This window comes from Brevundimonas vesicularis, assembly GCF_900445985.1.
Lineage (GTDB): Bacteria > Pseudomonadota > Alphaproteobacteria > Caulobacterales > Caulobacteraceae > Brevundimonas > Brevundimonas vesicularis_D.
This window is the reverse complement of record NZ_UAQP01000005.1, coordinates 1,547,237-1,569,994: the sequence shown is the minus strand read 5'-3', so window position 1 is coordinate 1,569,994 and position 22,758 is coordinate 1,547,237. Positions and strand designations below refer to the sequence as shown.

Genomic DNA, 22,758 nt, shown 5'->3' with positions numbered 1-22,758 from the left:
TCTCGTGTCACTCCCTCTGGAAGATGAATCATGCCTCCCTCATATCGCCGGCCGCCACGCTTCGCGCTCGGCTGCGCGCTCGCCGCCTTCGCGGCTGTGCTGGCCAGCCCCGCCTGGGCTGACCCCGCCCCTTCGTTCGCCGAGCTCCTCGCCCGACTGGATCAGACCCCTGCCACACTGGAAGCTGGGGCGCTCGTGGACGCCGCGGAAGCGCGGGCTCGGCAGGCGCGTGTCCGCCCCAACCCGACCCTCGCCCTGGACGCCGAGAATGCGTTCGGAAGCGGTCCCTTCTCGGGTTATGACAACGCCGAGACCACGCTCTCGGTCACCCAGGATCTTGAGCTCTGGGGCCGGCGTACGGCTCGGATCAATGCAGCTCGCGCGGATGCGGGAACCGCGTCGCTGCGGCGGGACCTCGCCGTAGTCGACGCCGCTGGACGGTTGGCGCTGGTCTACGCCGACGCCGAAGCGGCCGAACGTCGCGCGATGCTGGCGGAAGAGACTCTGAGCCTTACCTTGGCCGACGCCCGCGCCGCCCTCGTGCTGGTGGAGGAGGGGCGCGAGCCGCTTCTGCGCGGCATCCAGGGCGAGAGCGAAGCGGCCGCCGCGCGCGCTGGTCTCGATGAAGCCATCGCCGAACGGGAAGCCGCCTTCGCGCGACTCACGGCCGTAGCCATGCTCATCGAGCCGGTGACGACCATCGAGGCCAGCCTGTTGGACCTGGCGCCGGCGGCCGCGCTTGCGCCGACGGACCAGACGCCGACCGTGCGCGTGGCCGAGGCTGAGCGCTCGGCCGCCGAAAGCCGCATCGCGGTCGAACGCACCCGGTCGCGACCGGACGTCAGCGCCAGCGTCGGACTTCGCCGCTACGAGGCGGAAGACGCGACGGCGCTGACCTTCGGCCTCAGCCTGCCCCTGCCGCTGTTCGATCGGAACCGCGGCAACATCGAAGCCGCCCAGGCGGACTTCAGGGCGGCCGACGCCCGGCTGATGACCGCCCGTCAGGAAGCCCAGGCGGACCGGGCCGCAGCACAGGCGCGCCTCCGCGCCTCGGTGAGCCGCGTCAACGCCGCCGACGCCGGGGTGACCTCCGCCGAAGAAGCCTACCGCCTCTCGCGGATGGGCTTCGAGGCGGGCCGGATCTCGCAGCTCGAGCTTCGCGCGACCCGCACCGCCCTGGTCAACGCCAGAACCGCCGCCGTGGACGCCCGCCTCGCCCGGGTCCGCGCGGAAATCGATCTCGCGCGCCAGGACGGCCGCGCCCCCTTCCAAGGAGCCCAATGATGCGCAAGCGCACTTCCAACAAGACCTTGTTGATCGGCGGGGTCGCCGCCCTCGTCATCCTCGGGGCCGGGGGTCTTTACCTCGCCATGGGGCGGTCGGATCCGCCCGCCGCCGAAGGCGCGGCGGCTGAAGGCGAAGCCGGTCACGCCGAAGAGGAGGGCGGTCACGCCGAAGGCGAGGCCGAAGCGCCCGAGGGCTTCGTCGCTCTCAGCGCCGCCCAGGCCCAGGCCGCCAATCTGGTCGTCGTCGGCGTCGGTCGGGGCGGGGGCGCCGAGACCCGGCTCTCCGGTCGCGTCGAGCCCATGATCGACGCCCGCGCCGCCGTCGCCGCGTCCGTCGGCGGACGGGTGGAACGGGTGCTGGTGGCGCCCGGCCAGTCCGTTCGGATCGGCCAGCCCCTGGCCAGCCTCGTGAGCGGCGACGCGGCCACCTTCCGCGCCGACGCGGATGCGGCCGCGGCCCAGTCCGAAGTCGCGCGCCAGGCCTATCAGCGCAACAGCAACCTCGCCGACCAGGGCGTCGTCGCCCGGCAAGAGGTCGAGGCGTCCCGGGCGCAGCTGCTGAGCGCCGAGGCGGCGGCCCGAGCGGCCCGCGCGCGGTCGAGCGCGGCCGGATCGCCCAACGCCGCCGGACGGCTGAGCGTGAACAGCCCGATCGCCGGCGTGGTCACCAGCGTTCAGGTCGGCCCGGGCGGCTTCGTCCCGCAGGGCGGCGTGATCGCCGAGGTGACCAACCCCGCCCGCGTCGAACTCGTGTTCAACGCGCCGCCGCACCTTGCGGCGCTCGTCCGCGCGGGATCGACCTTGCGGGTCTCCAGCCCCGCGGGCGATTTCGACGCCGTCGTCACCGGCGTCGCCGCCGGGGCGGGCGCGGAAAGCGGCGCCACCGTGATCCGGGCGCGCCCAACGGGAGCGACCCTGCCGCCGGCCGGCTCCGCCGTCACCGGCGCTGTCGTGACCGGCGAAGCCGTCGGCGGGATGACCGTGCCCACGGAAGCCATCCAGACCGTCGACGGCGCCAGCGTCGTCTTCGTCCAGGTTCCGAACGGGTTCCAGGCCCGCCCCGTGCTCGTCGGCCGCCAGGCCGGGGGGCGGACGGAGATCCTGCGTGGGCTCGACGGGTCCGAACGGGTCGCCGGAACCAACGCCTTCCTCCTCAAAGCCGAACTCGCCAAGGGCGAGGCCGAGCACGGCCACTAGGGGACGCGCGCATGTTCAAATTCATCATCGAACTCTCGGTCAAATTCCGATGGTTCATCGTCCTGGCCACGGCGCTCGTCGCGGCCTACGGCCTCCTCGAACTGACACGGTTGCCGATCGACGCCGTGCCGGACATCACAAACCGTCAGGTGCAGGTAACCACCGTCGCCCCGGCCCTGGCCCCCGAACAGATCGAACGTCAGGTCACCTATCCCATCGAGACCGCCATGGCCGGCATCCCCGGCCTGACCTCGACCCGGTCGCTGAGCCGCAACGGCTTCAGCCAGGTGACCGTCATCTTCACCGACCAGACGGACATCTATTTCGCCCGTCAGCAGGTCGCCGAACGACTGGCGCAGGCGCGCGAGACGATGCCCGAAGGTGTCGAACCGGCGCTGGCGCCCATCACCACCGGCCTGGGCGAGGTGCTGATGTGGACGGTGGACTACAAGCCGTTCAACAGCGCCAACCTGGCCAAGCCGGGCCAGACCGGCTGGCAGGCCGGCGGCGCCTATCTGACGCCTGAAGGCGATCTCCTCACCACCCCGCAACAGCGCGCCACCTATCTGCGCACCGTGCAGGACTGGATCATCGCTCCGCAGATGCGGACGGCGCCCGGCCTGGCCGGCGTCGACACGGTCGGCGGTTATGTGAAGGAATACGCGGTTCGTCCGGATACGGCGCGTCTGTCGGCCTACGGGCTCGGCATGGGCGACCTCATCCAGGCGCTCGACCGGGCCAACACCCAGGCCGGGGCCGGCTACGTGCAGCGTGCGGGCGAGGCCCTGACCGTTCGCACGGACGCGCTGGCCTCGACCGTGGAGGACCTCGCCCAGGCACCTGTCGTCAATCGAAGCGGCCTTGTGGTCCGCGTCGCCGACGTCGCCACCGTCGAGGTCGGCCAGGCCCCGCGTCTGGGCGGCGCCAGCCGCGACGGACACGAAGCGGTCCTCGGCACCGCCCTGATGATCGCGGGCGGCAACAGCCGCACCGTGGCCCAGGCCGCCGGCGACCGGCTCGAGGAGGTGCAGAAGACCCTGCCGCCCGGCATCGAGGCCGTGACGGTGCTGGACCGAAGCGCCCTGGTGAACTCGACCATCGCCACGGTGGCGCGCAATCTGACCGAAGGCGCGCTCTTGGTCATCGTCGTGCTCTTCCTGCTGCTCGGCAACATCCGGGCGGCGAGCATCACGGCGTTGATGATCCCGATCAGCTTCCTGTTCGCCGTCATCGGCATGAACCGGTTCGGCATCAGCGGCAATCTGATGAGCCTCGGCGCGCTGGACTTCGGGCTCCTTGTCGACGGCGCCGTGGTCGTCGTGGAGAACACCCTGCTGATGCTCAGTCAGAAGCGCGCGGAGGCGGGGCGCATGCTGACGCGGCACGAGCGTCTCGGCGTCGCCGCCGCGGCGGCGCGCCAGATGGTCAAGCCGGCCGCCTTCGGTCAGCTGATCATCCTGCTGGTGTTCACCCCCTTGCTGATGCTGGAAGGGGTCGAAGGCAAGACCTTCATCCCGATGGGCGCGACGGTCATGCTGGCCCTGGTCGGCGCCTTCATCTTCTCCTTCACCTTCGTGCCGGCGATGACGGCGCTCCTGGTGCGGGATCCCAAGACGGTCGAGGTCGACGACCACGGCCACGCCCACGAGCACGAGACCGTCCTGCTGCGCCACGCGCGCCGCTGGATCGCTCCGGCCATTCGCACGGCCGTCGATCGTCCGAAGATCGTCCTTTTTTCCGCGCTGGGCGCCCTGGTCGTCGGCGGCGTCACCTTCACCACCCTCGGCCGGGAGTTCATCCCGACCCTGGACGAGGGCGACATCGCCATGCAGGCGCTGCGGGTTCCGTCGGCGTCGCTCGAGCAGTCGCTCGCCATGCAGATGGCGATCGAGCGGGCGATCAAGGCCCAGCCGGAAGTGGAGACCATGTTCTCGCGGACCGGCACCGCCGAAGCGGCGGTGGATCCCATGCCGCCCAACATCTCCGACAGCGTCATCGTCCTGAAGGACCGCAAGGACTGGCCCAACCCGGGTCTGGAGAAGGAAGAGCTGATCGCTCGCTTCGAGGACGTCGCGTCGCGGCAGATCGGCAACAACTTCGAATTCAGCCAGCCGATCGAATTGCGGTTCAACGAGCTGATCTCCGGGGTGCGGACCGATCTGGCGGTCATGGTATATGGCGACGACTTCGCCACCATGCAGCGGGTCGCCGACCAGGTGGCCAACGCCCTGCGCCAGACGAACGGGGCGGCCGACGTGCGGGTGGAACAGGCGTCCGGCCTGCCGACCCTGACGATCAGCGTGGATCGCTTCGCCGCGGCCAGTTACGGCCTGTCGGCGGCCGACGTCTCCGAAGCCGTGTCCGCCGCCATCGGCGGCGCCGAGGCGGGCCGCATCTTCGAGGGCGACCGGCGCTTCGACGTCGTGGTCCGTCTGCCGGACGCCGCGCGCAATGATCCGGCGGCGCTCGCGGCCTTGCCGATCGTGTCCTCGACCGGCGTGACCGTGCCCCTGTCCTCGGTCGCGCGCATCCAGAGCGCCGAGGGACCGAACCAGATCAGCCGCAACGACGGCAGCCGACGCATGGTGGTCCAGGCCAATGTGCGAGGTCGTGATCTGGGCGGCTTCGTCACCGACGCCCAGAGGTCGGTCGATCAGGTTCAGCTCCCCCCGGGCGTCCGCCTGGACTGGGGCGGCCAGTTCGAAAACCTCAAGCGCGCCGAACAGCGGCTGGGCCTGGTCATCCCGATCGTCTTCGTCCTGATCGGCGTGTTGCTGTTCATGGCGCTGGGCTCCTTCGCCGAGGCCGGTCTGGTGTTCGCCTGCGTGCCGCTCGCCCTGGTGGGCGGGGCGCTGGCGCTGCTCCTGCGCGGCATGCCGTTCTCCGTCTCGGCGGCGGTCGGCTTCATCGCCGTCTCCGGCGTGGCGACGCTCAACGGCCTGGTTCTGATGCAGGCTATCCGCGAGCGGCTCCAGGCGGGCCTGCCCCCCCGCGACGCCGCCATCGAGGGCGCGTCCAGCCGCCTGCGCGCGGTGCTCACCACCGCGATGGTGGCGATCGTCGGATTCATTCCGATGGCCATCGCCCACGGCGCCGGGGCCGAGGTCCAGAAGCCGCTGGCGACCGTGGTCATCGGCGGCCTGATCACCGCCACCGCCCTGACCCTGCTGGTCCTGCCGACCTTCGCGGCGAGGGCGGTGCGTCACCGCAAGGACGAAGGGATCGAGGACTGATGGCCCGGACCCAGGATGACCGTCGGCAGCGCCGGACGCTGCTGACGGTTCTCGGCCTCAACGCCGGCCTGGCGGCGGCGCTCGGAATCGGCGGCGTGTCGGCCGATTCCAGCGCCTTGCTGGCCAATGCGCTGGATAACGCCTCGGACGCGGCGGTCTATCTGATCAGCTTTCTGGCCATCGGGCGGACAGGAGGCTGGAAGCGGGGCGCCGCGAGGGTGTCGGGGGTCATGCTGCTGGTCTTCGCCGCCGGCGTCCTCGTCGATGCCGTGCGCCGCGTGATCACCGGGACCGAGCCGATCGGTCCGACCATGATGGCGCTCGCCCTGGTCGCCGCCGTGGTCAATCTGATCTGCCTGCAGCTCATCCGCCGCCAGCACAGCGGCGACGTCAACATGAAGGCGGCCGAGACCTTCAGCTTCAACGATTTCGCGTCCAACGGCGGCATCCTCGTCGCCGGCGGTCTGGTCCTCTGGCTCGACCAGGCCTGGCCCGACCTCGTCGTCGGCGTCCTCGTCGCGGCGATCGCGATCAAGGGCGGCGTCGAGATTCTCCGCGACGCCAACGCCGCCTCCGAACAGCCAGAGGAACGCGCTTCATGACCAGTCACGACCACTCGAACGGCCACGCCCACGACCACACCGCCGGCGCGAACGCCCGGCAGCTCACGATCGCGCTGGCGCTGACCGGAACCTTCCTGATCGTCGAGGTCATCGGCGGCCTGGTGTTCAACAGCCTCGCCCTGTTGTCGGACGCGGCGCATATGTTCACCGACGCGGCGGCCCTGGCCATCGCCTTGCTGGCGATCAAGATCGGCCAGCGGCCGGCGGACGAGAAGCGCACCTTCGGCTATCGCCGGTTCGAGATCCTGGCGGCGGCGTTCAACGCCGTGCTGCTCTTCGTCGTCGCCGGCTACGTCCTGTATGAGGGGATCAAGCGCATCCTCGATCCCGAGCCCGTCGGCTCGATCGGGATGCTGATCGTCGCCGCCGCCGGCCTGGTGATCAATCTGATCTCCATGCGCATCCTGTCGAGCGGCAAGGATCGCAGCCTCAACGTCAAGGGCGCCTATCTCGAGGTCTGGGCGGACATGCTCGGATCGCTCGGCGTCCTCGTCGCCGCCGTCGTCATCACCGTGACGGACTGGCGCTGGGTCGATCCGATCGTCGCGATCGCCATCGGCCTCTGGGTCCTGCCCCGGACTTGGATCCTGCTGCGCGACACCACCCACATCCTGCTGGAGGGCGCCCCGCGCGGCGTGGCCCTGTCGGACGTCCGGGCCGCCATCCTCGCCACCGCCGGGGTCGCCAGCCTTCACGACCTCCACGTCTGGGTCTCGGGGGCGGATCAGGCGAGCTGCACGGTTCACGTCGTGCTGGTCGAGGGCGCCGACGCCGACGCAGTCCGACAGGCCGTCGGCGACATGCTCGAAGAGCGGTTCGACCTGCATCACACGACCGTCCAGACCGAGCTTGAGCCGTGCGGGGATGCGGGAGGTCTGCACGCATGACCCGAAATGACGAGCCCGCCAGGTCCGGCGCCACGATCCCGCCCCTTGTCCAAATCTCGGAGACAAAGCCATGAAACGCACCGGCTGGATCTCGGTGATCGCGGTCTTCCTCGCCGTCGCCGCCTTCGCCTTCGGCATTCTGTCCCGTCGCGGCGCGCCCGACGCCTCGGCCCCGCCGCCGGTCGAGGCGCGAGCGATCGACGCCCACGCCGGTCACGCGGGCGACCCCTCGGATACGCCGTCGACGCGGGCCTATCGGGAGGCCGCTGACCGCATGCACCAGGCGATGAACATCGATTACTCCGGCGACGCTGACATCGACTTTCTGCGCGGCATGATCGCCCACCACGAGGGCGCGATCGCCATGGCCAGGATCGCGGTGGAGGAGGGCGAGGGGGATGACGTGCGCGGTCTCGCGCAGGAGATCATCCGCGCCCAGGAAGCCGAAATCCTGCGGATGCGGATCATGCTGGCGCGGCACGAGGACGCGCCGGCAGTCTCAGAACGGCCCTGACCCGATGGCCGGCAAGCGCTTCACGGTCCGCAGCCGCAGCATCCGCTGGCGCCAAGGGCGCTACAAGGGCCGCCGCGGCTCGAGCCCGCGCCGGCCGCCGAAGCCCCGGCCAGTACTTGATGTCGTAATCGCCGTCGGCGCCAGCCTGATCGCGGCCTTCTTCGTCCTGTGCATGGCCTTCTCCCTGCTCGGCGCCTACGGAACGCCGCTCTACATCGGCTACGGCGTGATGATGAGCCTGGTGACGGGCGGCTGTCTGGTGTTCGGTCCCCGCGACCGAGCCGGATTGATGATCGCCGGCGGGCTCGGCGTGCTTTGCGTCGCCGGAACGCTCATCCTGTACGGGGTGCGGGCGGACGTGCACGACCATCCTCACGCCAACGAACGCCCCGCCGCCACAGGGAAGCGCGAATGACGAGAAGCTCCGACGGGGAAGGTCAGGCCCGCCGCCCCGCGCGCATCGCCCGCGGAGGGTGGCTGGACGTGCTGCGGTTCGCCGCGGGATCGCTGATCATCCTCTACCACTTCCGGGAAGCGGCCCCGCTGCCGCTCGGACAGATCCATCCGGTGTTCGACCGGGGGTTCCTGCTGACCAATTTCTTCATCATCGACTCCGGCTATGTGCTGGCCCGGATCTACGGCGAGCGCCTGGCCTCGGGCGGGATCGACGTCGGGGCCTACGCGCGCCAGCGGCTGCTGCGCGTGTTCCCGGCCCATCTGGCCGTGATCGCCGGTCTCGCGGCCTTGGTCGCGGCCGCCGCTCTGGCCGGGGTCCGACCGAGCAATCCCCAATGGTTCGACTGGAGCCAGCTGCCCGCCCAGGTCTTGCTCGTGCAGGCCTATGGCGTGCCGGGCGGCGTCGGCTGGAACGCGCCGACCTGGACGCTGTCGGCTCTGATCGGCTGCTATCTGCTCCTGCCCTGGATCTGCCGGGCGCTCTGGAGCCGACCCCGGGCCACGGCCGCGATCGCGATCACCCTGCTTCTCGCCGCCGACGTCGCCAGCCGCGTCTGGCTGGGCGATCCGGTCTATCGCCTGCCCCTGCGGTTCGGATTCCTCCGCGCCCTTCCGCTCTTCCTGCTGGGCGTGGCCGCCGCCGTGGTCGGTGTGCGCGTCTACGTGCGTCCGTCCGTGGCGGGCGCCTTGGGACTCGGCGCTTTCGGTGCGCTCGCGCTCGGTCAGGCCGTTGGCCCCTTCGGCCTGGCCTCCCTGCTGCTGATGACGATCATCATCTGGGCGGCTGGAGCCTTGCCCGTGGTGCGCTCGTCGCGCCTGATCGAACACCTCGGCTTGATGTCGTTCGCGATGTTTCTCACCAATGAAGTCGCCCGCATCGTCTGGTTCGGCGTCTTCGACGCCGTCGGACAGTCGGACTGGTCCATCGGGATGCGCTGGGGCGTCTGGGCCGCCGGTCTGGCGGCGGCGTTCATGGGGGCGGCGGCGTTCCGGTATGGGTTCGATCGGCCGGTCCAGGCCCGGTTGAACCCGCCGAGGCCTGCGACGCCTGCGCCGGGGGTCAGTGCGGATCGGCCGGTGGCCTGACGCGACCGTGGGTCAAAAGCCCCGTTGCGACGACCTCACACGCGAGGCCCGGTCAGTTCGTTTTCCTCAAGCTGGAGCCTGCGACGCCGCGCCAGAAGGACACGTTGCGGACGTCGCAGAAGGGCTAAGGGCTCCGCCCTCGCGCGGGCCAGGGTGAAGCGGCTGCGCCGCCGGACCGGCCGGTCTCCCCGACCTTCCGCGCCGGCGATCGGCGTCATGACAATCATCAGGGTCAGGCTTGTGCAGGTCGGGCGATCCCCCTCCGGCCGGTCCGCCCTGGCCCTTGCTACCCCGGTCTCGCCGACGGGCAGTGTTTCAGGCGCGCAGTTCGCGTGCCTGCAACCCTTGCCCAAAGGAGGCAGACATGACTGCTCAATCCACCCAAACCGCCCAGACCGAAGCGACCGCGCCGCAGCACGGCGCGGAGGTGATCGTGCCGCTGAACCGGCTCAAGGCCTCGCCGAGGAACGCCCGGAAGACCCCGCACAGCCCGGCGACCATCGAGGCCTTCGCGGCCTCCATCAAGGCCAAGGGGGTGTTGCAGCCGCCCGTGGTCGAGGTCGAGCGGGACGGGGAGGGCGTTCCGACCGGGAACTACTTCGTGACCATCGGCGAAGGGCGCCGTCAGGGGCTGCGGCTGCTGGCCAAGCGCAAGGCCATCAAGCGGACCCATCCGGTGCGGGTCATCGTGGACGCCGAGAACGACGCCCACGAGATCAGCCTCGACGAAAACATGACCCGTGAGGCCATGCACCCCGCCGACCAGTTCGAGGCCTTCCAGCGGCTCGCCGCCGAGAAGGGCTACGGACCCGAAGAGATCGGCGCCCGGTTCGGAGTGTCGGCCCATGTGGTGCGCCAGCGGCTGCGGCTCGGGTCGGCGGCGCCGGAGTTGTCGACGGCCTATCGGGAGGGGACGCTGGCGCTCGACCAACTGACCGCCTTCTGCGTCAGCGAGGAACGCGAGCGGCAACGGCAGGTGCTGGAGCAGATCGGGCCGCACACCCCGGCCTACGCCATCCGCCGCGCCATGACCGAGGCCAAGGTCCGCGTCGATGACCGGCGCGTCCGCTTCGTCGGCGTGGAGGCCTACGAGGCCGAGGGGGGCGGGGTGCTGCGCGACCTGTTCACCGAGGACGGCGGCGGCTGGCTGGAGGATGTGGTCCTGCTGGACCGGCTGGTCGGCGACAAGCTGACCGGACTGGCCGACGAGGCCCGCGAGCGCGAGGGCTGGAAATGGGCCGAGGCCTGTCTGGACTACCCCGACGTTTCGGCGTTCGGGCGGGTCTATCCGGTGGCGGTCGAACGGTCGGACGCGGACGTCGCCGAAATCGCGGCCCTGTCCGAGGAATACGACCGCCTCGTCTCTGAAACCGACGCGGCGGAAATGTTCCCCCCCGAGGTGGACGCCCGGCTGGAGGAGATCGACAAGGCCTTGCAGGCCTTCGGCCCGGACTTCGCCTATGCCGACGAGGCCAGGGCGCGGGCCGGGGTCGTGGTGACGCTGGGTCACGACGGCCTCGCCCGCTTCGAGCGCGGACTGGTCCGCGCCGAGGACGTGCCCGCCGATCCGCCGTCGCCGTGGCAGGAGGAAGAGGCGGCGGACGAGAGTGCGGACAATTCGCCGGGCTCGGAGGCGGAGGCCGCCGAGGACGAGGCGCCCTCGGCCTTGTCGGATCGTCTGCTGATCGACCTGACCGCCCACAAGACCATGGGGCTGCGGGATGCGGTGCAGGCCGATGTGAACGTGGCGCTGGCCACCGTGGTCCACGCCCTCGTCCTGCAGGTCTTCTATTCGGGCTACAGCGTCTGGACGCCCCTGCAGCTTCGGCTGACGACCACGGGGCTGGAGCGGCTGGCGCCGGGGGTGGACGACAGCCCCGCCGGTCGGAGGGTCCGCGACCGGTGCGAGGCGTGGGGTGCGCGCCTTCCCGAGCGTCCGGAAGACCTCTGGGGCGTGGTGGCCGCGCTGCCGCCTTCGGAGCAGTTGGACCTGATGGCCTGCTGCGCCGGGGTCGGTCTCTACGCGGTGCGCGATCCGCACGACCGGCGGCCCGGCGCCTTGGCGCAGGCCGAGACGCTGGCGACGGCTGTAGGGCTCGACATGGCCGGGACGTGGACGGCGACGGCGGCCAGTTACTTCTCGCGGGTGGCCAAGGCGCGGGTGCTGGAGGCGGTGACCGAGGCCGTCAATCCGGAGGAAGCGGGCCGGATCGCCGGGTTCAGAAAGGGCGACATGGCCGAGGCGGCGGAACGGCTAGTGGAGGGTCGGGGCTGGCTGCCGTCGGTGTTGCGGACGCAGGCTGGTGTGCCTGCGGAGGCGCAGGAGGCAGGCGAGGGTGCTGACGACGAAACCCGCACCGCGCCGAACGACGACGCCTATGCGTTCGCGGCCGAATAGCCGCAGCGCACAGATCGAGCGAAAACTCGCCGCGCGCCCTTTGGGGGCGCGCGGCTTTTTCATGGCTTGATGGCGGCTCGTGACTCTGAGCCGTCGTCGATCTGGTCTGCTTTGCGGGAGCGGGTAGCTAAGCAAATCGAGTATCGAGATCTTGGGGTGCGGACTCTGTTAATTTTGACCGCTGACGCAGGTCAGTCTGATCCTTCACCCTCCGTGAGGGCTGCCTCAGCGACCCGGTTCCAGAAGGTGCAAACCGCATCGTTGTATCGGTTCATGTCAGCCTCGCTGACGATGAACTGAGACAAGGGCTCTTTCGCGGGCATGTACCAAGGGCGCAGTCGGATGATCTCGCTATCGGGTGCCCACAGTTCCGGATGGGCTTCCCAAAGTTCGGTCAGGGAACGTCCCGGACCGTGCCTCACCGCATTAGCGACGAGGTGCAGTTCCCGGAGCGTGGCGTATTCCGGGAATGTCGAGAGGCCGCATCCCCGTAGGCGGCGGACGTGCTTGTCGACCGCTTCCGGCGACGCGCTTTTCCTGAATTTGGAGAAGTCCGTGGCACCTGATGATCCGAAGGCCTGGGTTTCGCACAACCATTCCACCACGTCGTTCTGCCACTGGCCGTTCAACGTCAGGGCGATGGCCTTGAGCAGATTGTTGCTGAAGGTGGGGATCCACCACTGACCTTCGCCACCGAGGTCCTCGTAAGCGTGACGGACCGCCTCGTGGTGACCCTTCATGCTGAAATAGAATAGTTCACCCGTCCGGTTCGCATAGCGCTGGACCGCGTGATCCAGCGTCCGGGAAATCCAGTCTTCGGGAACATCGAGACGTGCCTTCGTCATTAGCTTACGGTCACAGGTCGCGATGGATCGCTCAGGGGATGCCCAAACAGAACGCCCATTTCGTCTTGGTCGATGGGGACAAGCGCCCGGATCGTTCCGAGCTCCGCGTCGGCGCAGACGCAGACATCGGCGGTCCCGACAATGAGGAAGGCGAGCGGGAGTCGCTGCTCACGTCGCGACTTGAGCCAGGACGCCCGGTCGATCACCGAGGGGGTCGGGCGGAGTTCCGGGTGGGAATGCCATTCGCCAATATGGGTTACCAGACCGCCAGACCGTCTCCATGCTGCATCCGCAAAGGCCTGGTGACCGGCTGGAGATCGCCAGAACCGTGTCGGGGACCAACGGTCGCTGTTCTGAGGAGCGGAAGCGTCGATGACATGAAGATCGCGGCCACGATAGCTCCCCAACAGAATCCCACCGACCTCGTGTCGAAAGGCTGCGGCTTCTGCGATGGCCTTGATGCGGCTCAACACCATGTGTTCGACAAGGACGTTGCGGGGGCCGAAACTCAAGTCACCGGGCCTTGGCAGGCCGGACAAAGCGGCTCGATGGGCCAGTTTCGGTCCTTCGGAGGAGCCGTATGCTCGAGATCCAGCACCCGAGTGCGGACGCGAGGACCTGGCATGTCGGGTGCCGCCGCCCATTCAAGGGCGGCTTGAACGACAAGGGTGGCAGCGAGCATCGGCGCCGGGGCTGCATAGTTGATATGAGCGCCATCGCCGCAGGTGCCGCTCTCGACCGCCGTGGTCACGCCGGGTTTGAGGGGATTGGCTTTGAGTTCGCCGTGGTTAGGCCGCAAGCACTTTAGACAGGCATGGGCTGAGCGGGTGACCAGCACGGTCTGGGCCGCCAGACCATTGCCGTGGATGGCGGCGTGGATCACCGGGGGGAAGGGCTTGCCTAGGCGGCGGGTCGTTACGGCCAAATCGTTGAGACGAAGGCCCACAGGTGTTGAGCCAGTCGCGTCGATGACGAGGTCGTAGTCTTGGAGTCGGGCTGTGACCCCGAACACGTCGGTGGCCACGCCCTCCACCGTCAGGTCGGGATGGAGCCGTCGAACTTCGGCGGCGAGAGCGCCGGCCTTGGCGAGGCGAACCGCGGAAACCGGCAGGACATGGCGGCCAAAATTGGCGGTCGAGAACTGATCGCCGTCGATGATCAACATGGGGCGCTGAGATTGACCGGCGCCGGACCTCGCCAGCTCTAGGCAGACTCGGGAACCAATTGCGCCCGCGCCCACGACTGCGACGGCCTTTCCGATAAGGGGAGAAGGCGCGCTGAGCCGGCCGTTGACCAAGTCCGGGAGAGCGACGCTGTCGGCAAGGCCACGATCGAGGGTCATCTCGTTCTCTCCGTGAGATATGGATCGGGCGCGACGATTCTGGGGCGCTTTCGCATAGGCGATCCTGGCGAACTCGGGCCATTTGAATGACGCGGCGACGACCCCGTTCTCGGCCGCAAGGATGATGTGCCCCTTGTCCACCAAGGCAGGCGCAAATGCGTGGGCGATGGCGTCCGGCTCATCGACGAAATGCGCGATCCAAGTCTTTAGCGTGGCGAGGGTTTTGCCCGGCCCTCCGCCTCGCCGAATGTCGAAAGGGCGGTTGCCGCGCAGCACATATGCCTGCCGTACATCGTCAGGCTTGTCCCGGCTCCATCGGCTAACCCGTTCTGGTGTCGTGATCACCAAACTGTCTCGCCCGCCGACCCTGTTCCAGGTGCAGCAGCGCGCGCGACCGGAGAACCCTGCGGGGAGGTCCGTATAGAGATAGGTGTCAGGGTTCCAGTAGGAGACGAACTCCCTTTGGCGGTCGGCGAGCGTGGAAGCGTGGAGCACTTGGTCGAGCGTCTCTTTGGCGGACTCGAGCACCCTAAGGATGGCCCCTCCGGCATTGTAGGGATCATATTCCTCGACCTCTTTCTCGGCGAAGCAGAGGCTGTCATCGGCGTTCAGGTGGGCCAAAAGGCGCCTGCGGATCGCGAGGTCTTCGACATAGATCTTCGGTGGCGTCGTCATCACCGGATCAGTCACGCAGACCGCGACCGCGATGGTGGTCCTCCCCGACCGGAGGTCGCCGCGATAGCGGGTGATCCCGCGTCGGCTTTGCACATAGGCGAACCCTCGCGCCTTGAGGGCGGCGTCGAGGGCCGCCCAAGCGCGGGTCTCCAGAGGCGTCACCCGGAGGTCTGGGACCCCACCCGGGGCGATGGGCTTTGCGCTGCAACGGTGGAGCGCACCTGGCTTGCGGATGCGATGGGCGACACAAGAGCGGCGTTGTCCGGCACCCGATGACCGAAGAGCCTGCGGAAGCGCTCGACGACATTGAAGATGCTGGTCTCGTTGTTGAGAGCACCGTCCAATTCACTGGCGAGGGCGCGCGCTTTGAGTTCGAACTGGTTCTGCTCGGTTGTGGTCCAGTTGTCGTTCAGGGCCTTGTCGTCAACCACCGGGTTCCACACCACGCCCGCGATCTTGGCGGACAGGGCGCGGGCCACCACCAGCAGCCCGTCGTCGTCCCGCCCAGGCTGGGGCGGGGTATTGGCTTCGTCCAAGGCTTCAACAGCGCAGACCATCAGGACCAGAGAGCTCAAACGACAGCTGTCCCAGTGGTAGTCCCGCCACGCCTTGAGATAGCGAGTAAGCCGCTTTAGGTCGGTCCAGCTGGCATGACGCGCCGCCGCATTGACGAACCAGTCCTCGAGTTCCAGCGGGTCCGACTGCTCCCAGCCTGTAGTCCGGTGGGCGACATAGATCTCGCTCGGATCGAGCCGGATTTCGGGCGGCGGGGACGAGAACGCGGAGCCGTCCATTGCGCGATTGGCCGCCGCATGAAAGGCTTTTTCAAGTAGGGCCATCTTCACGTCAGGGATGGCGTAGATGTTGAGGTCGAGGTGCGCTTCCGCATCAATCACGACCCGGACGCAGATGCTTTTGCTTGTGTCGAGGGTCCAGCCTTGGGCGTCGCAGAGGGCGCCCAGGATGCGTTCGACGATCGCGAACAGCGTGTTCGAGGCCACGGCCGGGTTGAGCCCGACGATCGACATGGGGACATACATGCCGTCATCGAGGTCGAGTTGCTGACAGGCCTTCGCGGGCTGATTCAGCGTGCCGTACGCCCAAGATCCTTGGGTGCGGAACTTCGGGGTAAAGGACAGGGCGGCGGGGTCCGGAACCCCGTGCGCCTTGACCAGAGGGACCTCGTCCTGGGTCAGATAGGCACCGGCCACCCGCAGCCCTGCACGAAGCGCGTTGCGGACCAGCTTCTGTGCGGTCTGGAGTTTGTGCTTCTGCGCGTCGGTGATAACCAGTTCGCATCTCAGGCACGGTTGATTCGCCGCCTGATGAAGAAGCCGATGTGCATTATACCGCATGTTGTTGTCCTGAGCGCTCCCCAACCCTACATCTAGGGTTAAAGATTGTGACCGCAAGGGGGCGAAATGCATTCCGTTCTGGGTTGGAAGGCTTGGCTCACGGCAGCTTTGGTGATCTGCGTCGCGATCATTGGCGCGCGCTTGTTGGTCGGAAGCGAAATCCTCCCGTCATTGCAAAGCGGTATGAGCCTGACCTCGCTTTTAGTGACGGTTTTCGTCGCGACGCCGATCTGGCGGCTGCTGTGGCTTGTCCCCTATTTTCAACGCAAGGCTCCGCAGCTTGACGGGGAGTGGTCGGGCGTGGTCGCCTCGAATTGGTCCGTCGTCGAGCGGCTTAAGGAGGCGGCCAAACAGGCTGGCGCACCCGCTCTCGACGTGGATGACTTGGCTAGGCCCTTGCCGGACTTGGTCGAGGTTCCCGTGTCGGTGAAAATCCGGACCACGTTCGCCCGGATTTATCTCGAACTCGAAAGTGCCGACGATCGCTATCAGATATCAACCCTGAAGGCCGTTGAACTAAGGCCGGCGAACGAAGCCGGGGACGCCGTCCTCAGCTATGTCTTCGAGGGGCGGGTGTTGAACCCCAAGGCCGGCGATGTCGGCTGTTTCGACGGAGCCGCAACCCTGTCCTTGCGCTCACAGGCAAGTGGAGGTCTGGCTATGGCCGGGCCGACTTGGACTAACCGGGCTTGGAGTCGGGGCCTGAATACCGCAGGTGTCCTGCGTCTCACTCGGATCCGCGCCGACTTTTGGACGCCTCTGACATTCGGCTTGATAAAGCGCTAGCAGGTCGCCATCGCGGGGTCGGGCCGTCACCAGAACGGGCCTTTCGGCCCAGCAGAAGCGGCTTTCTGAATATCAAGCCCGGTATGGGAGCGAGGAGCGCCAGATTTCGAGCCCGTGAGACTGGAAGAAGTCGCTGGCCTCAGGGGCGGCGTCCGCAGACATGGTCGGGCCCATGCCGACGCTGACTATCGCCGACGAACCATCCTGGCGGGCGAGGGGCACATCCACATATCGCGTCGGCCCGAAACGGCCGGCGCGAAGACCCACTGGAAGCGCAGGTGTCTTTTCTCCGCCCGTCCGATTTCCACCAACGTCCTCGAGTGCGCCGTCGCCATTGCGAACTAGCATCCGCGATATCCGCACTTCGCGCTCGTCCGCGAAGCCAGGGTGTTTCATCGAAAAGAGGTCGACGCACAGGCGCCGCGCATAGTCCGAAAGCGTCGGGTGATCGTCAGGATCATCCTCTAGCTGTTGCTGGACGACGCCCAAGCCGAGACAGAGCATTCGGTCGACCAAGGCTTCGTCGTAAACCACGGTCCGGATCGCGACGCCGGCGTCGTGTTCGAGATGCCGTGCGTCCAAGCCCAGAACGCACCCGCCACCATCGCCCGCGTAGCTTCGCCACTGCCCCAGATCGTCGCGCCGAGGAGTCAATGACCCGATCATGAGGCCGGTGTTTGCGGTCAGCCCCTCAAGCTCCGACACGACGAAAATGCGGGTCGTGAGGTCCGTGTAGACCTGTCGATCCCGCATAAGGCCGATCAGTCGATCACGAGCATACGAAAACTCCGAAGCGTCGTTCAGCGCGGTATACTCGGAGAGCCGAAAGGTCCGGTTTTCAACGATCGCCCGCGCCGCCTCGATCGAGGTGTAGTGGTATACGACCGGACAGTGGTCCGAGCTGAAGTCCCAAGGCAAGGCCATGCGGAAGTTATGACCTGCCGTTGCTAAAGAGAATATGGCTGGAAGGGATTGGAAGTGTCGCTCACGCAGATCCGGATTTGACATCCGCTATAGAGCCGTCGCTCTTGGTTCGCTTGTGGCGCTCTCCGCAGTACCCAGCGCAATGAAGGCCGCTGCATTGTCGGCCTCCCGGCGGCAGGTCCTTCAAAAACAAGATCGCGCTTCGGGGAGCAGGGCGTCAAACCGCTTCGAGTTGCTGAACCCCGGACTTCCGATGCCTACTCAATCTCCAATTGGACACGGGCGGGTCTACGCTTCAGCTTGACCGTATGTATCTAACTGAAGCTCAAGCCCGCGCTCGCGCTGGCGTAGCAGAGGACGAGCCCGCTCATGTGCTGGCGTTCGCGCTCGCTCTCGACTCCGCGCTGAGCGCCCTGACAGATCGCTTCGACATTTTCCTCTCCCATTCCGTTCGGGACGCTAGTCTCGTCATGGGGGTGAAGCGGATCCTGGAGGAGGCCGGAAAGACCGTCTACGTGGACTGGATCAGCGATCCGAACCTTGACCGAAACGCAGTCACCGGCGCTACGGCAGAGAGGTTGCGGCATCGTATGAGGAAGTGCGACGCCTGCTTCTATCTCTTTTCCCGACATTCGAGGCGGTCGAGGTGGATGCCGTGGGAGCTCGGTTTTTTCGACGGCCATAACGGCAACGTCGCGATCCTTCCGCTGATCCCTCCAACGGGCGAACTCGACTTCACAGGCGAAGAGTATCTAGAGATTTATCCCAAGATAGACTTCGCAAACCTAAGCGGCAGCCCCAGCATATTCGTGAACCAAGTACGACGCACGGAGATGGGGTCGTACAAGTCCTATGATGAATGGCGGCGTGGCGCTGATAAGCTTAGACCCACGACCTAGCTACCCACCCGTCAGCCATTTCCGGAGAGGCGTTGCGGTGTTCGCTTTGTGATTTAGTACCATCCAGATGTCTTGGTCGCTGCCCTTCATCTGGCCCCAAACGATCCGGCGATAACCGACGTGTTGAGCAGCGCGTCGTCGATCATCTTCTTGATCGCCGTATCGCCCTTCTTTTTGGCTTCTTCCCAGAGCGAGGCGTCATGGAACCCGACCGCCGCGGTGCCCACGATCTCGCCGATGTTGCGAATCTGATTCACACGCCAGATGTCGCGTTGATAGTGAAAACTGAAGAACACCCGACGTGCCATGTTTCCCTCCACGGGTCTGAATCGCCCCTTGCTAACGCTTGGGTTGCGCTCGGCGGTCCTCCGAGTCAACGGCTACGGTTGTCGGATATTCCCGCCACTACGGGTTCGCGATCGGACAGCCAGCCATACGATGTATGTTGGTCCGCCGCCGCGTGCGGACAACTTCGATTTTGTCGAAACATCTAGTTCTCGGCGGCGGACTGATGTCCGCTCTTTGGCGCTTCACCGCAGTCTTATCTGTCCGTAGCCCCAGGGAGGAGGCGATGGTCATCCGCGGGATATCCGGAGGCGTCGCCATTCGGAACCCCGTCGCGGCGCTTGGGTTGGACTCCGATCAACCAAGGAGCCCTCCGATGCAAATCCAACCAATGATCAGCACCCATCCCGACGTGCGCGGAAGCGTCAACGACAGTCTCGTTCGCGCGATCGAAGCGGCTTACGGCTGCGCCGCGGTGTGCCACATCTGCGCCGATGCCTGCCTGGCCGAGGATATGGTGAAGGATCTCACCCAGTGCATCCGCCTCAATCTTGATTGCGCCGACGTCTGCCTGGCCACGGCCGGCCTCGCCGCGCGTCGCGCCGGCAGCCACGAGACACTGATCCAGCGCATGCTCGAGACTTGCGCCGAGGCCTGCGCGGATTGCGCTGTCGAATGTGAGAAACACGCCGAGATGCACGAGCATTGCCGCATCTGCGCCGAGGAATGCCGCCGCTGCGAAAACGCTTGCCGCGAGGCTGCCTCCTCGATCACACCGTCACGCCATTGAGGCCGATCGCCGTCAACGGCACTCGACCGTCAGATGCCCGAGCTCGTGGACCGGCCTCAGCCGGTCGCGAACGGTCGCGACATCCACAGCCCCGGTCACGCTGACGATAGCCGAGTGCGCGTCCGGCCCGATGCGCCAGACGTGCAGATCGGTGATCCGGGCGTCGCCCGGCCCCTCGACGAATTCGCGGACCTCGGCCTCGATGGCGGTGTCCGTTGTGTCGAGCAGCACCGCGGCGGTGTCGCGCATCAGGGACCACGACCACCGGGCGATGACGATCGCGCCGACGATGCCCATCAGCGGGTCTAGCCAGACCCATCCCATATAGCGGCCCGCAAGCAGGGCGATGATCGCCAGCACCGAGGTCAGGGCGTCGGCCAGCACATGGATGTAGGCGGCGCGCAGGTTGTTGTCGCGATGGCCGCCATGACCGTGCTGGTGATCATGGTCGTCGTGATGATCGTGGTCGTGGTGATGGCCATGCCCGTGGCCATGACGACCGTGGTGGTGCCCCCCGCCGGACAGAAGGACGGCGCTGACCAGATTGACCACGAGACCCAGGATGGCGACCAGCGTCGCCTGGCCGAAGGCGACCGAGCGCGGATCGATCAGGCGGCCGATGGACTCTCCCGCGATCCCGAGCGCCACGATGCCCAGAACCAGCGCCGAGGCGAACCCCGCCAGGTCCCCGACCTTGCCGGTCCCGAAGCTGAAGCGCCGGTTGGCGGCATGCCGCTTGGCGTAGGCGTAGGCGCCGGCCGCAACGGCCAGGGCGCCGGCGTGGGTCGCCATGTGAAAGCCGTCGGCCAGCAGGGCCATCGAGCCGTAGACTAGGCCGGCGATGATCTCCCCGACCATCATGACGGCCGTCAGGCCGACCACCCACAGCGTTCGCCGTGCGCTGTCGTCGTGCGAACGGCTGAGGAAATAGTGGTCGTGGGTCAGATAGTCGGTCTCGGACGCGGACATGGCGCGGGCCTTACTTTGAATAGCGGCGAATGATGGCGATCAACTCGTCGGCGCCGCCCTGCCGGGCGTCCTCGCTCAGATCGGGATGAGCGACGTGGTGGCGCAGATGGTCTTCAATCAACTCTTCCAGAAGCCCGCCCATGGCGCCCCGCGCGGCCGCGACCTGCTGCAGGATTTGCGAACACCCGGCTTCAGACTCGATGGCGCGCTCTATTGCGCTGAGCTGACCCGAGATCCTCCGGACCCGCGCGACGAGCTTCTTCTTGTTCGTGGAGGTATGCGCCATGGATACTCCCCTATAGTATCTTGCACCGGCGCGCGACACCTCCTATGAGGCCGCTTCCTGTTGGGGAGTAGCTTCCGGCGTCTGATCGCCGGGGTCGGATCAACACACTCGCGTTTCGGCGCGCGGTCCGACCAGCGGAACCGCCGCCTAGCGAGACCAGCGCGTCCCACCGCCGCACCGGCCGGGGAGGGAAGCGCTGTTCGTTGCCGGGTGGATGCTCGTCATGACTCCTGTCGCCATCGCCGTTCTGTCTCTCAGCATGTCTACCGACGCCTTCGCCGCCGCCGTTGGGCGTGGTGCTTTGCATCGACCGAACCTGGCCGGCGCCGTGAAGGCAGGCCTGGTATTCGGGTGTATCGAGGCCATCACCCCGGTGATTGGCTGGGGGCTCGGCATGGTCGCTGCAGGCCTCGTCGAACGCGTGGATCATTGGATCGCCTTCGGCCTCCTCGCCGCTGTTGGCGGCAAGATGATCTGGGAAGCGACCCGTCCCCTGGCTGAGGATGCCCCACGCCGGTCCGGACCTTGGGCGCTGATCGCCATGGCGGTCGGGACCAGCATCGACGCGGCGGCTGTTGGCGTCGGCCTGGCCTTCATCGGAGCCAATATCTGGGTTATCGCGGCCTCAATCGGCGTCACGACCTTCCTGCTGACCACGATCGGCATGCTGATTGGCCGGGCCGTCGGCCAGCGTTTTGGCAAGATCGCCGAGCTTCTGGGAGGGCTCGCGCTTGTCGCGCTCGGTCTGATGATCCTGCTTGAGCACCTCGGCGTCATCGGCGCGTGATTGCCAGGACCCTACCGGCTCGACAGGGTGCGCAGGTCATCACCTATGCGATCGATCCGAGTTCTGCGATCACCGGACACCGAACCCGCCCGCCTTCGCTGCAGTCCGCGACGGCCTGCTTAAGCACCGTCCGGAGCCGCTCCAGATCCGCGATTTTGGCGTCCACGCTGGCGATGTGGTCCTGGGCCATGTCGCGGACTTCGCAGCAGGCCTGGACGCCCGGCTCACTCAACGCGATCAGCCGCCGAATGGCGTCGATGCCGAATCCCAGTTCGCGGGACCGGCGGATGAAGCGCAGGCGTTGGGCGTGTTCCGGCTCATAGCTCCTGTGTCCGCCCTCGGTGCGGGCCGGGGCGGGCATCAGGCCGATCCGCTCGTAGTAGCGCACCGTTTCCAAGTTCACCCCGGCGCTCTCTGCGAGGCGCCCGATCGTCAAACTTCGTGCGGACATGGCTCTTGATCCCGTAGCGGCTACGGGTTGTAGCCTGTAGCAGAAATCGAACGGGAGGCCCCATGGCCATCGATCAAGACCGGCCCAACATTCCTGAGGTCGCCGTCAGCGCCTCGGCCGCCATCGGCGGTGTGGCCTCGGTGTTCGCCTGGGCCGCGTGCTGTGTACTGCCTCTGGCTCTCTCGGTGGCGGGCGTGTCCTTCGCCGGCGCCGCGGTCATCGCGGGCGCGCGAACCTGGCTGACGCTTCTGGCCGCCGTCATCTTGGCCGCCGGCTGGCTGCTGCATTGGCGTCGCCTGCGGATGTGTCGGAAGGACGCATCCTGCCGCCGGCCCTCGCGTCTGGCGTTCTGGCTGCTGGTGATCGCCAGCCTGCTGATCGTCCTGTCCCTGGCCTGGCAGCCCTACATCGAACCATGGGCCATGCCGCGACTGGCGGCCATGCGATGAGCCCCGCCATCGTTCTGGAATCGACGCTGACCTGCCCGCACTGCGGTCACGTCGCGACCGAGACCATGCCCACCGACGCCTGCATCTGGTTTTACGATTGCCTCGGTTGCGGCGTGAAGCTGAAGCCTCAACCCGGCGATTGCTGCGTGTTCTGCTCCTATGCCGACGTGCCGTGTCCGCCGATCCAGGTGGATGGAAAGGGCTGTTGCGGCTAGGCTTAGGCGGCACTGCTGCA

General features: G+C 67.1%; 24 protein-coding genes. 15 read left to right on the top strand and 9 right to left on the bottom strand.

Annotation, left to right across the window (positions count from 1 at the left end):
- Positions 1-30: 30 nt before the first annotated feature.
- From DT343_RS07820 to DT343_RS07780, 9 genes are all read left to right on the top strand, one after another.
- Positions 31-1,284 carry a TolC family protein gene (locus DT343_RS07820; RefSeq protein WP_112862352.1) on the top strand — a complete coding sequence of 418 codons (1,254 nt, stop codon included), beginning with the start codon at positions 31-33 and terminating at the stop codon, positions 1,282-1,284.
- On the top strand, positions 1,284-2,483 hold the full coding sequence (locus DT343_RS07815) for an efflux RND transporter periplasmic adaptor subunit (RefSeq protein WP_112862351.1): 1,200 nt from the start codon (positions 1,284-1,286) through the stop codon (positions 2,481-2,483). Before DT343_RS07820 ends, DT343_RS07815 begins: the two co-directional genes overlap by 1 nt.
- 11 nt (positions 2,484-2,494) lie before the next feature.
- On the top strand, positions 2,495-5,716 hold the full coding sequence (locus tag DT343_RS07810) for an efflux RND transporter permease subunit (protein WP_112862350.1): 3,222 nt from the start codon (positions 2,495-2,497) through the stop codon (positions 5,714-5,716).
- Positions 5,716-6,318, top strand: coding sequence for a cation transporter (locus tag DT343_RS07805; RefSeq protein WP_112862349.1), 603 nt, complete (start codon positions 5,716-5,718; stop codon positions 6,316-6,318). The genes DT343_RS07810 and DT343_RS07805 overlap by 1 nt, the downstream gene beginning before the upstream one ends.
- Positions 6,315-7,226 carry a cation diffusion facilitator family transporter gene (locus tag DT343_RS07800; RefSeq protein WP_112862348.1) on the top strand — a complete coding sequence of 304 codons (912 nt, stop codon included), beginning with the start codon at positions 6,315-6,317 and terminating at the stop codon, positions 7,224-7,226. Before DT343_RS07805 ends, DT343_RS07800 begins: the two co-directional genes overlap by 4 nt.
- Before the next feature lie 70 nt (positions 7,227-7,296).
- Positions 7,297-7,740 carry a CopM family metallochaperone gene (copM, locus tag DT343_RS07795; RefSeq protein WP_112862347.1) on the top strand — a complete coding sequence of 148 codons (444 nt, stop codon included), beginning with the start codon at positions 7,297-7,299 and terminating at the stop codon, positions 7,738-7,740.
- A 4-nt stretch (positions 7,741-7,744) separates the two neighbouring features.
- Positions 7,745-8,155: a hypothetical protein gene (locus tag DT343_RS07790; RefSeq protein ID WP_112862346.1), complete on the top strand. Its 411-nt coding sequence runs from the start codon at positions 7,745-7,747 to the stop codon at positions 8,153-8,155.
- On the top strand, positions 8,152-9,282 hold the full coding sequence (locus tag DT343_RS07785; RefSeq protein WP_112862345.1) for an acyltransferase family protein: 1,131 nt from the start codon (positions 8,152-8,154) through the stop codon (positions 9,280-9,282). The genes DT343_RS07790 and DT343_RS07785 overlap by 4 nt, the downstream gene beginning before the upstream one ends.
- A gap of 364 nt (positions 9,283-9,646) precedes the next feature.
- Complete coding sequence (locus DT343_RS07780; protein ID WP_112862344.1) at positions 9,647-11,680, top strand: ParB/RepB/Spo0J family partition protein; 2,034 nt, start codon at positions 9,647-9,649, stop codon at positions 11,678-11,680.
- Positions 11,681-11,871: 191 nt separating this feature from the next.
- Here the strand turns inward: DT343_RS07780 and DT343_RS17485 are convergent, their stop codons facing one another.
- The 4 genes from DT343_RS17485 to DT343_RS07760 are packed head-to-tail and all read right to left on the bottom strand — an operon-like array spanning position 11,872 to position 15,897.
- Positions 11,872-12,525, bottom strand: a complete 654-nt coding sequence (locus DT343_RS17485; RefSeq protein WP_181669139.1) for a hypothetical protein — start codon at positions 12,523-12,525, stop codon at positions 11,872-11,874.
- Entirely contained in the window at positions 12,525-13,001 is a 477-nt protein-coding gene (locus tag DT343_RS18025) for a Mov34/MPN/PAD-1 family protein (protein WP_368731204.1), read from the bottom strand. Before DT343_RS18025 ends, DT343_RS17485 begins: the two co-directional genes overlap by 1 nt.
- A 32-nt stretch (positions 13,002-13,033) precedes the next feature.
- Positions 13,034-14,704, bottom strand: coding sequence for a ThiF family adenylyltransferase (locus DT343_RS07765; RefSeq protein ID WP_003169300.1), 1,671 nt, complete (start codon positions 14,702-14,704; stop codon positions 13,034-13,036).
- Positions 14,701-15,897, bottom strand: a complete 1,197-nt coding sequence (locus DT343_RS07760; RefSeq protein WP_112862343.1) for a CBASS cGAMP synthase — start codon at positions 15,895-15,897, stop codon at positions 14,701-14,703. Before DT343_RS07760 ends, DT343_RS07765 begins: the two co-directional genes overlap by 4 nt.
- A 66-nt stretch (positions 15,898-15,963) precedes the next feature.
- On the opposite strand from DT343_RS07760, the gene DT343_RS07755 reads away from it, so the two are divergent.
- Complete coding sequence (locus DT343_RS07755; RefSeq protein ID WP_112862342.1) at positions 15,964-16,683, top strand: hypothetical protein; 720 nt, start codon at positions 15,964-15,966, stop codon at positions 16,681-16,683.
- A 72-nt stretch (positions 16,684-16,755) separates the two neighbouring features.
- Here DT343_RS07755 and DT343_RS07750 read toward each other — a convergent pair whose 3' ends face one another.
- Positions 16,756-17,607 carry a DUF2971 domain-containing protein gene (locus DT343_RS07750; protein ID WP_054765678.1) on the bottom strand — a complete coding sequence of 284 codons (852 nt, stop codon included), beginning with the start codon at positions 17,605-17,607 and terminating at the stop codon, positions 16,756-16,758.
- A gap of 371 nt (positions 17,608-17,978) precedes the next feature.
- Here DT343_RS07750 and DT343_RS07745 point away from each other — a divergent pair, with 371 nt between their 5' ends.
- On the top strand, positions 17,979-18,506 hold the full coding sequence (locus DT343_RS07745; RefSeq protein WP_054765679.1) for a toll/interleukin-1 receptor domain-containing protein: 528 nt from the start codon (positions 17,979-17,981) through the stop codon (positions 18,504-18,506).
- A gap of 86 nt (positions 18,507-18,592) precedes the next feature.
- Here DT343_RS07745 and DT343_RS07740 read toward each other — a convergent pair whose 3' ends face one another.
- Positions 18,593-18,814: a TIR domain-containing protein gene (locus DT343_RS07740; protein ID WP_220116513.1), complete on the bottom strand. Its 222-nt coding sequence runs from the start codon at positions 18,812-18,814 to the stop codon at positions 18,593-18,595.
- 353 nt (positions 18,815-19,167) lie between these two features.
- Here DT343_RS07740 and DT343_RS07735 point away from each other — a divergent pair, with 353 nt between their 5' ends.
- The gene (locus DT343_RS07735; protein ID WP_054765683.1) at positions 19,168-19,581 is read left to right on the top strand and encodes a four-helix bundle copper-binding protein; all 414 of its coding nucleotides are present in this window, start codon (positions 19,168-19,170) and stop codon (positions 19,579-19,581) included.
- Between the two features lie 12 nt (positions 19,582-19,593).
- Here DT343_RS07735 and dmeF read toward each other — a convergent pair whose 3' ends face one another.
- Both dmeF and DT343_RS07725 read right to left on the bottom strand, forming a co-directional pair.
- Positions 19,594-20,550, bottom strand: coding sequence for a CDF family Co(II)/Ni(II) efflux transporter DmeF (gene dmeF / locus DT343_RS07730; RefSeq protein ID WP_054765684.1), 957 nt, complete (start codon positions 20,548-20,550; stop codon positions 19,594-19,596).
- A gap of 10 nt (positions 20,551-20,560) precedes the next feature.
- Positions 20,561-20,836, bottom strand: a complete 276-nt coding sequence (locus DT343_RS07725; protein WP_054765685.1) for a metal/formaldehyde-sensitive transcriptional repressor — start codon at positions 20,834-20,836, stop codon at positions 20,561-20,563.
- Positions 20,837-21,095: 259 nt separating this feature from the next.
- Here DT343_RS07725 and DT343_RS07720 point away from each other — a divergent pair, with 259 nt between their 5' ends.
- Positions 21,096-21,623 (top strand): manganese efflux pump MntP, encoded by a 528-nt coding sequence (locus DT343_RS07720; protein WP_258522524.1) that lies wholly within the window; start codon positions 21,096-21,098, stop codon positions 21,621-21,623.
- A gap of 43 nt (positions 21,624-21,666) precedes the next feature.
- Here the strand turns inward: DT343_RS07720 and DT343_RS07715 are convergent, their stop codons facing one another.
- On the bottom strand, positions 21,667-22,074 hold the full coding sequence (locus DT343_RS07715; RefSeq protein ID WP_054765686.1) for a MerR family transcriptional regulator: 408 nt from the start codon (positions 22,072-22,074) through the stop codon (positions 21,667-21,669).
- A 62-nt stretch (positions 22,075-22,136) separates the two neighbouring features.
- On the opposite strand from DT343_RS07715, the gene DT343_RS07710 reads away from it, so the two are divergent.
- Positions 22,137-22,523: an MFS transporter permease gene (locus DT343_RS07710; RefSeq protein ID WP_066624881.1), complete on the top strand. Its 387-nt coding sequence runs from the start codon at positions 22,137-22,139 to the stop codon at positions 22,521-22,523.
- A complete protein-coding gene (locus tag DT343_RS07705; protein ID WP_054765688.1) occupies positions 22,520-22,738 on the top strand; it encodes a GDCCVxC domain-containing (seleno)protein in 219 nt (72 codons plus the stop codon). Before DT343_RS07710 ends, DT343_RS07705 begins: the two co-directional genes overlap by 4 nt.
- Positions 22,739-22,758 lie beyond the last annotated feature (20 nt).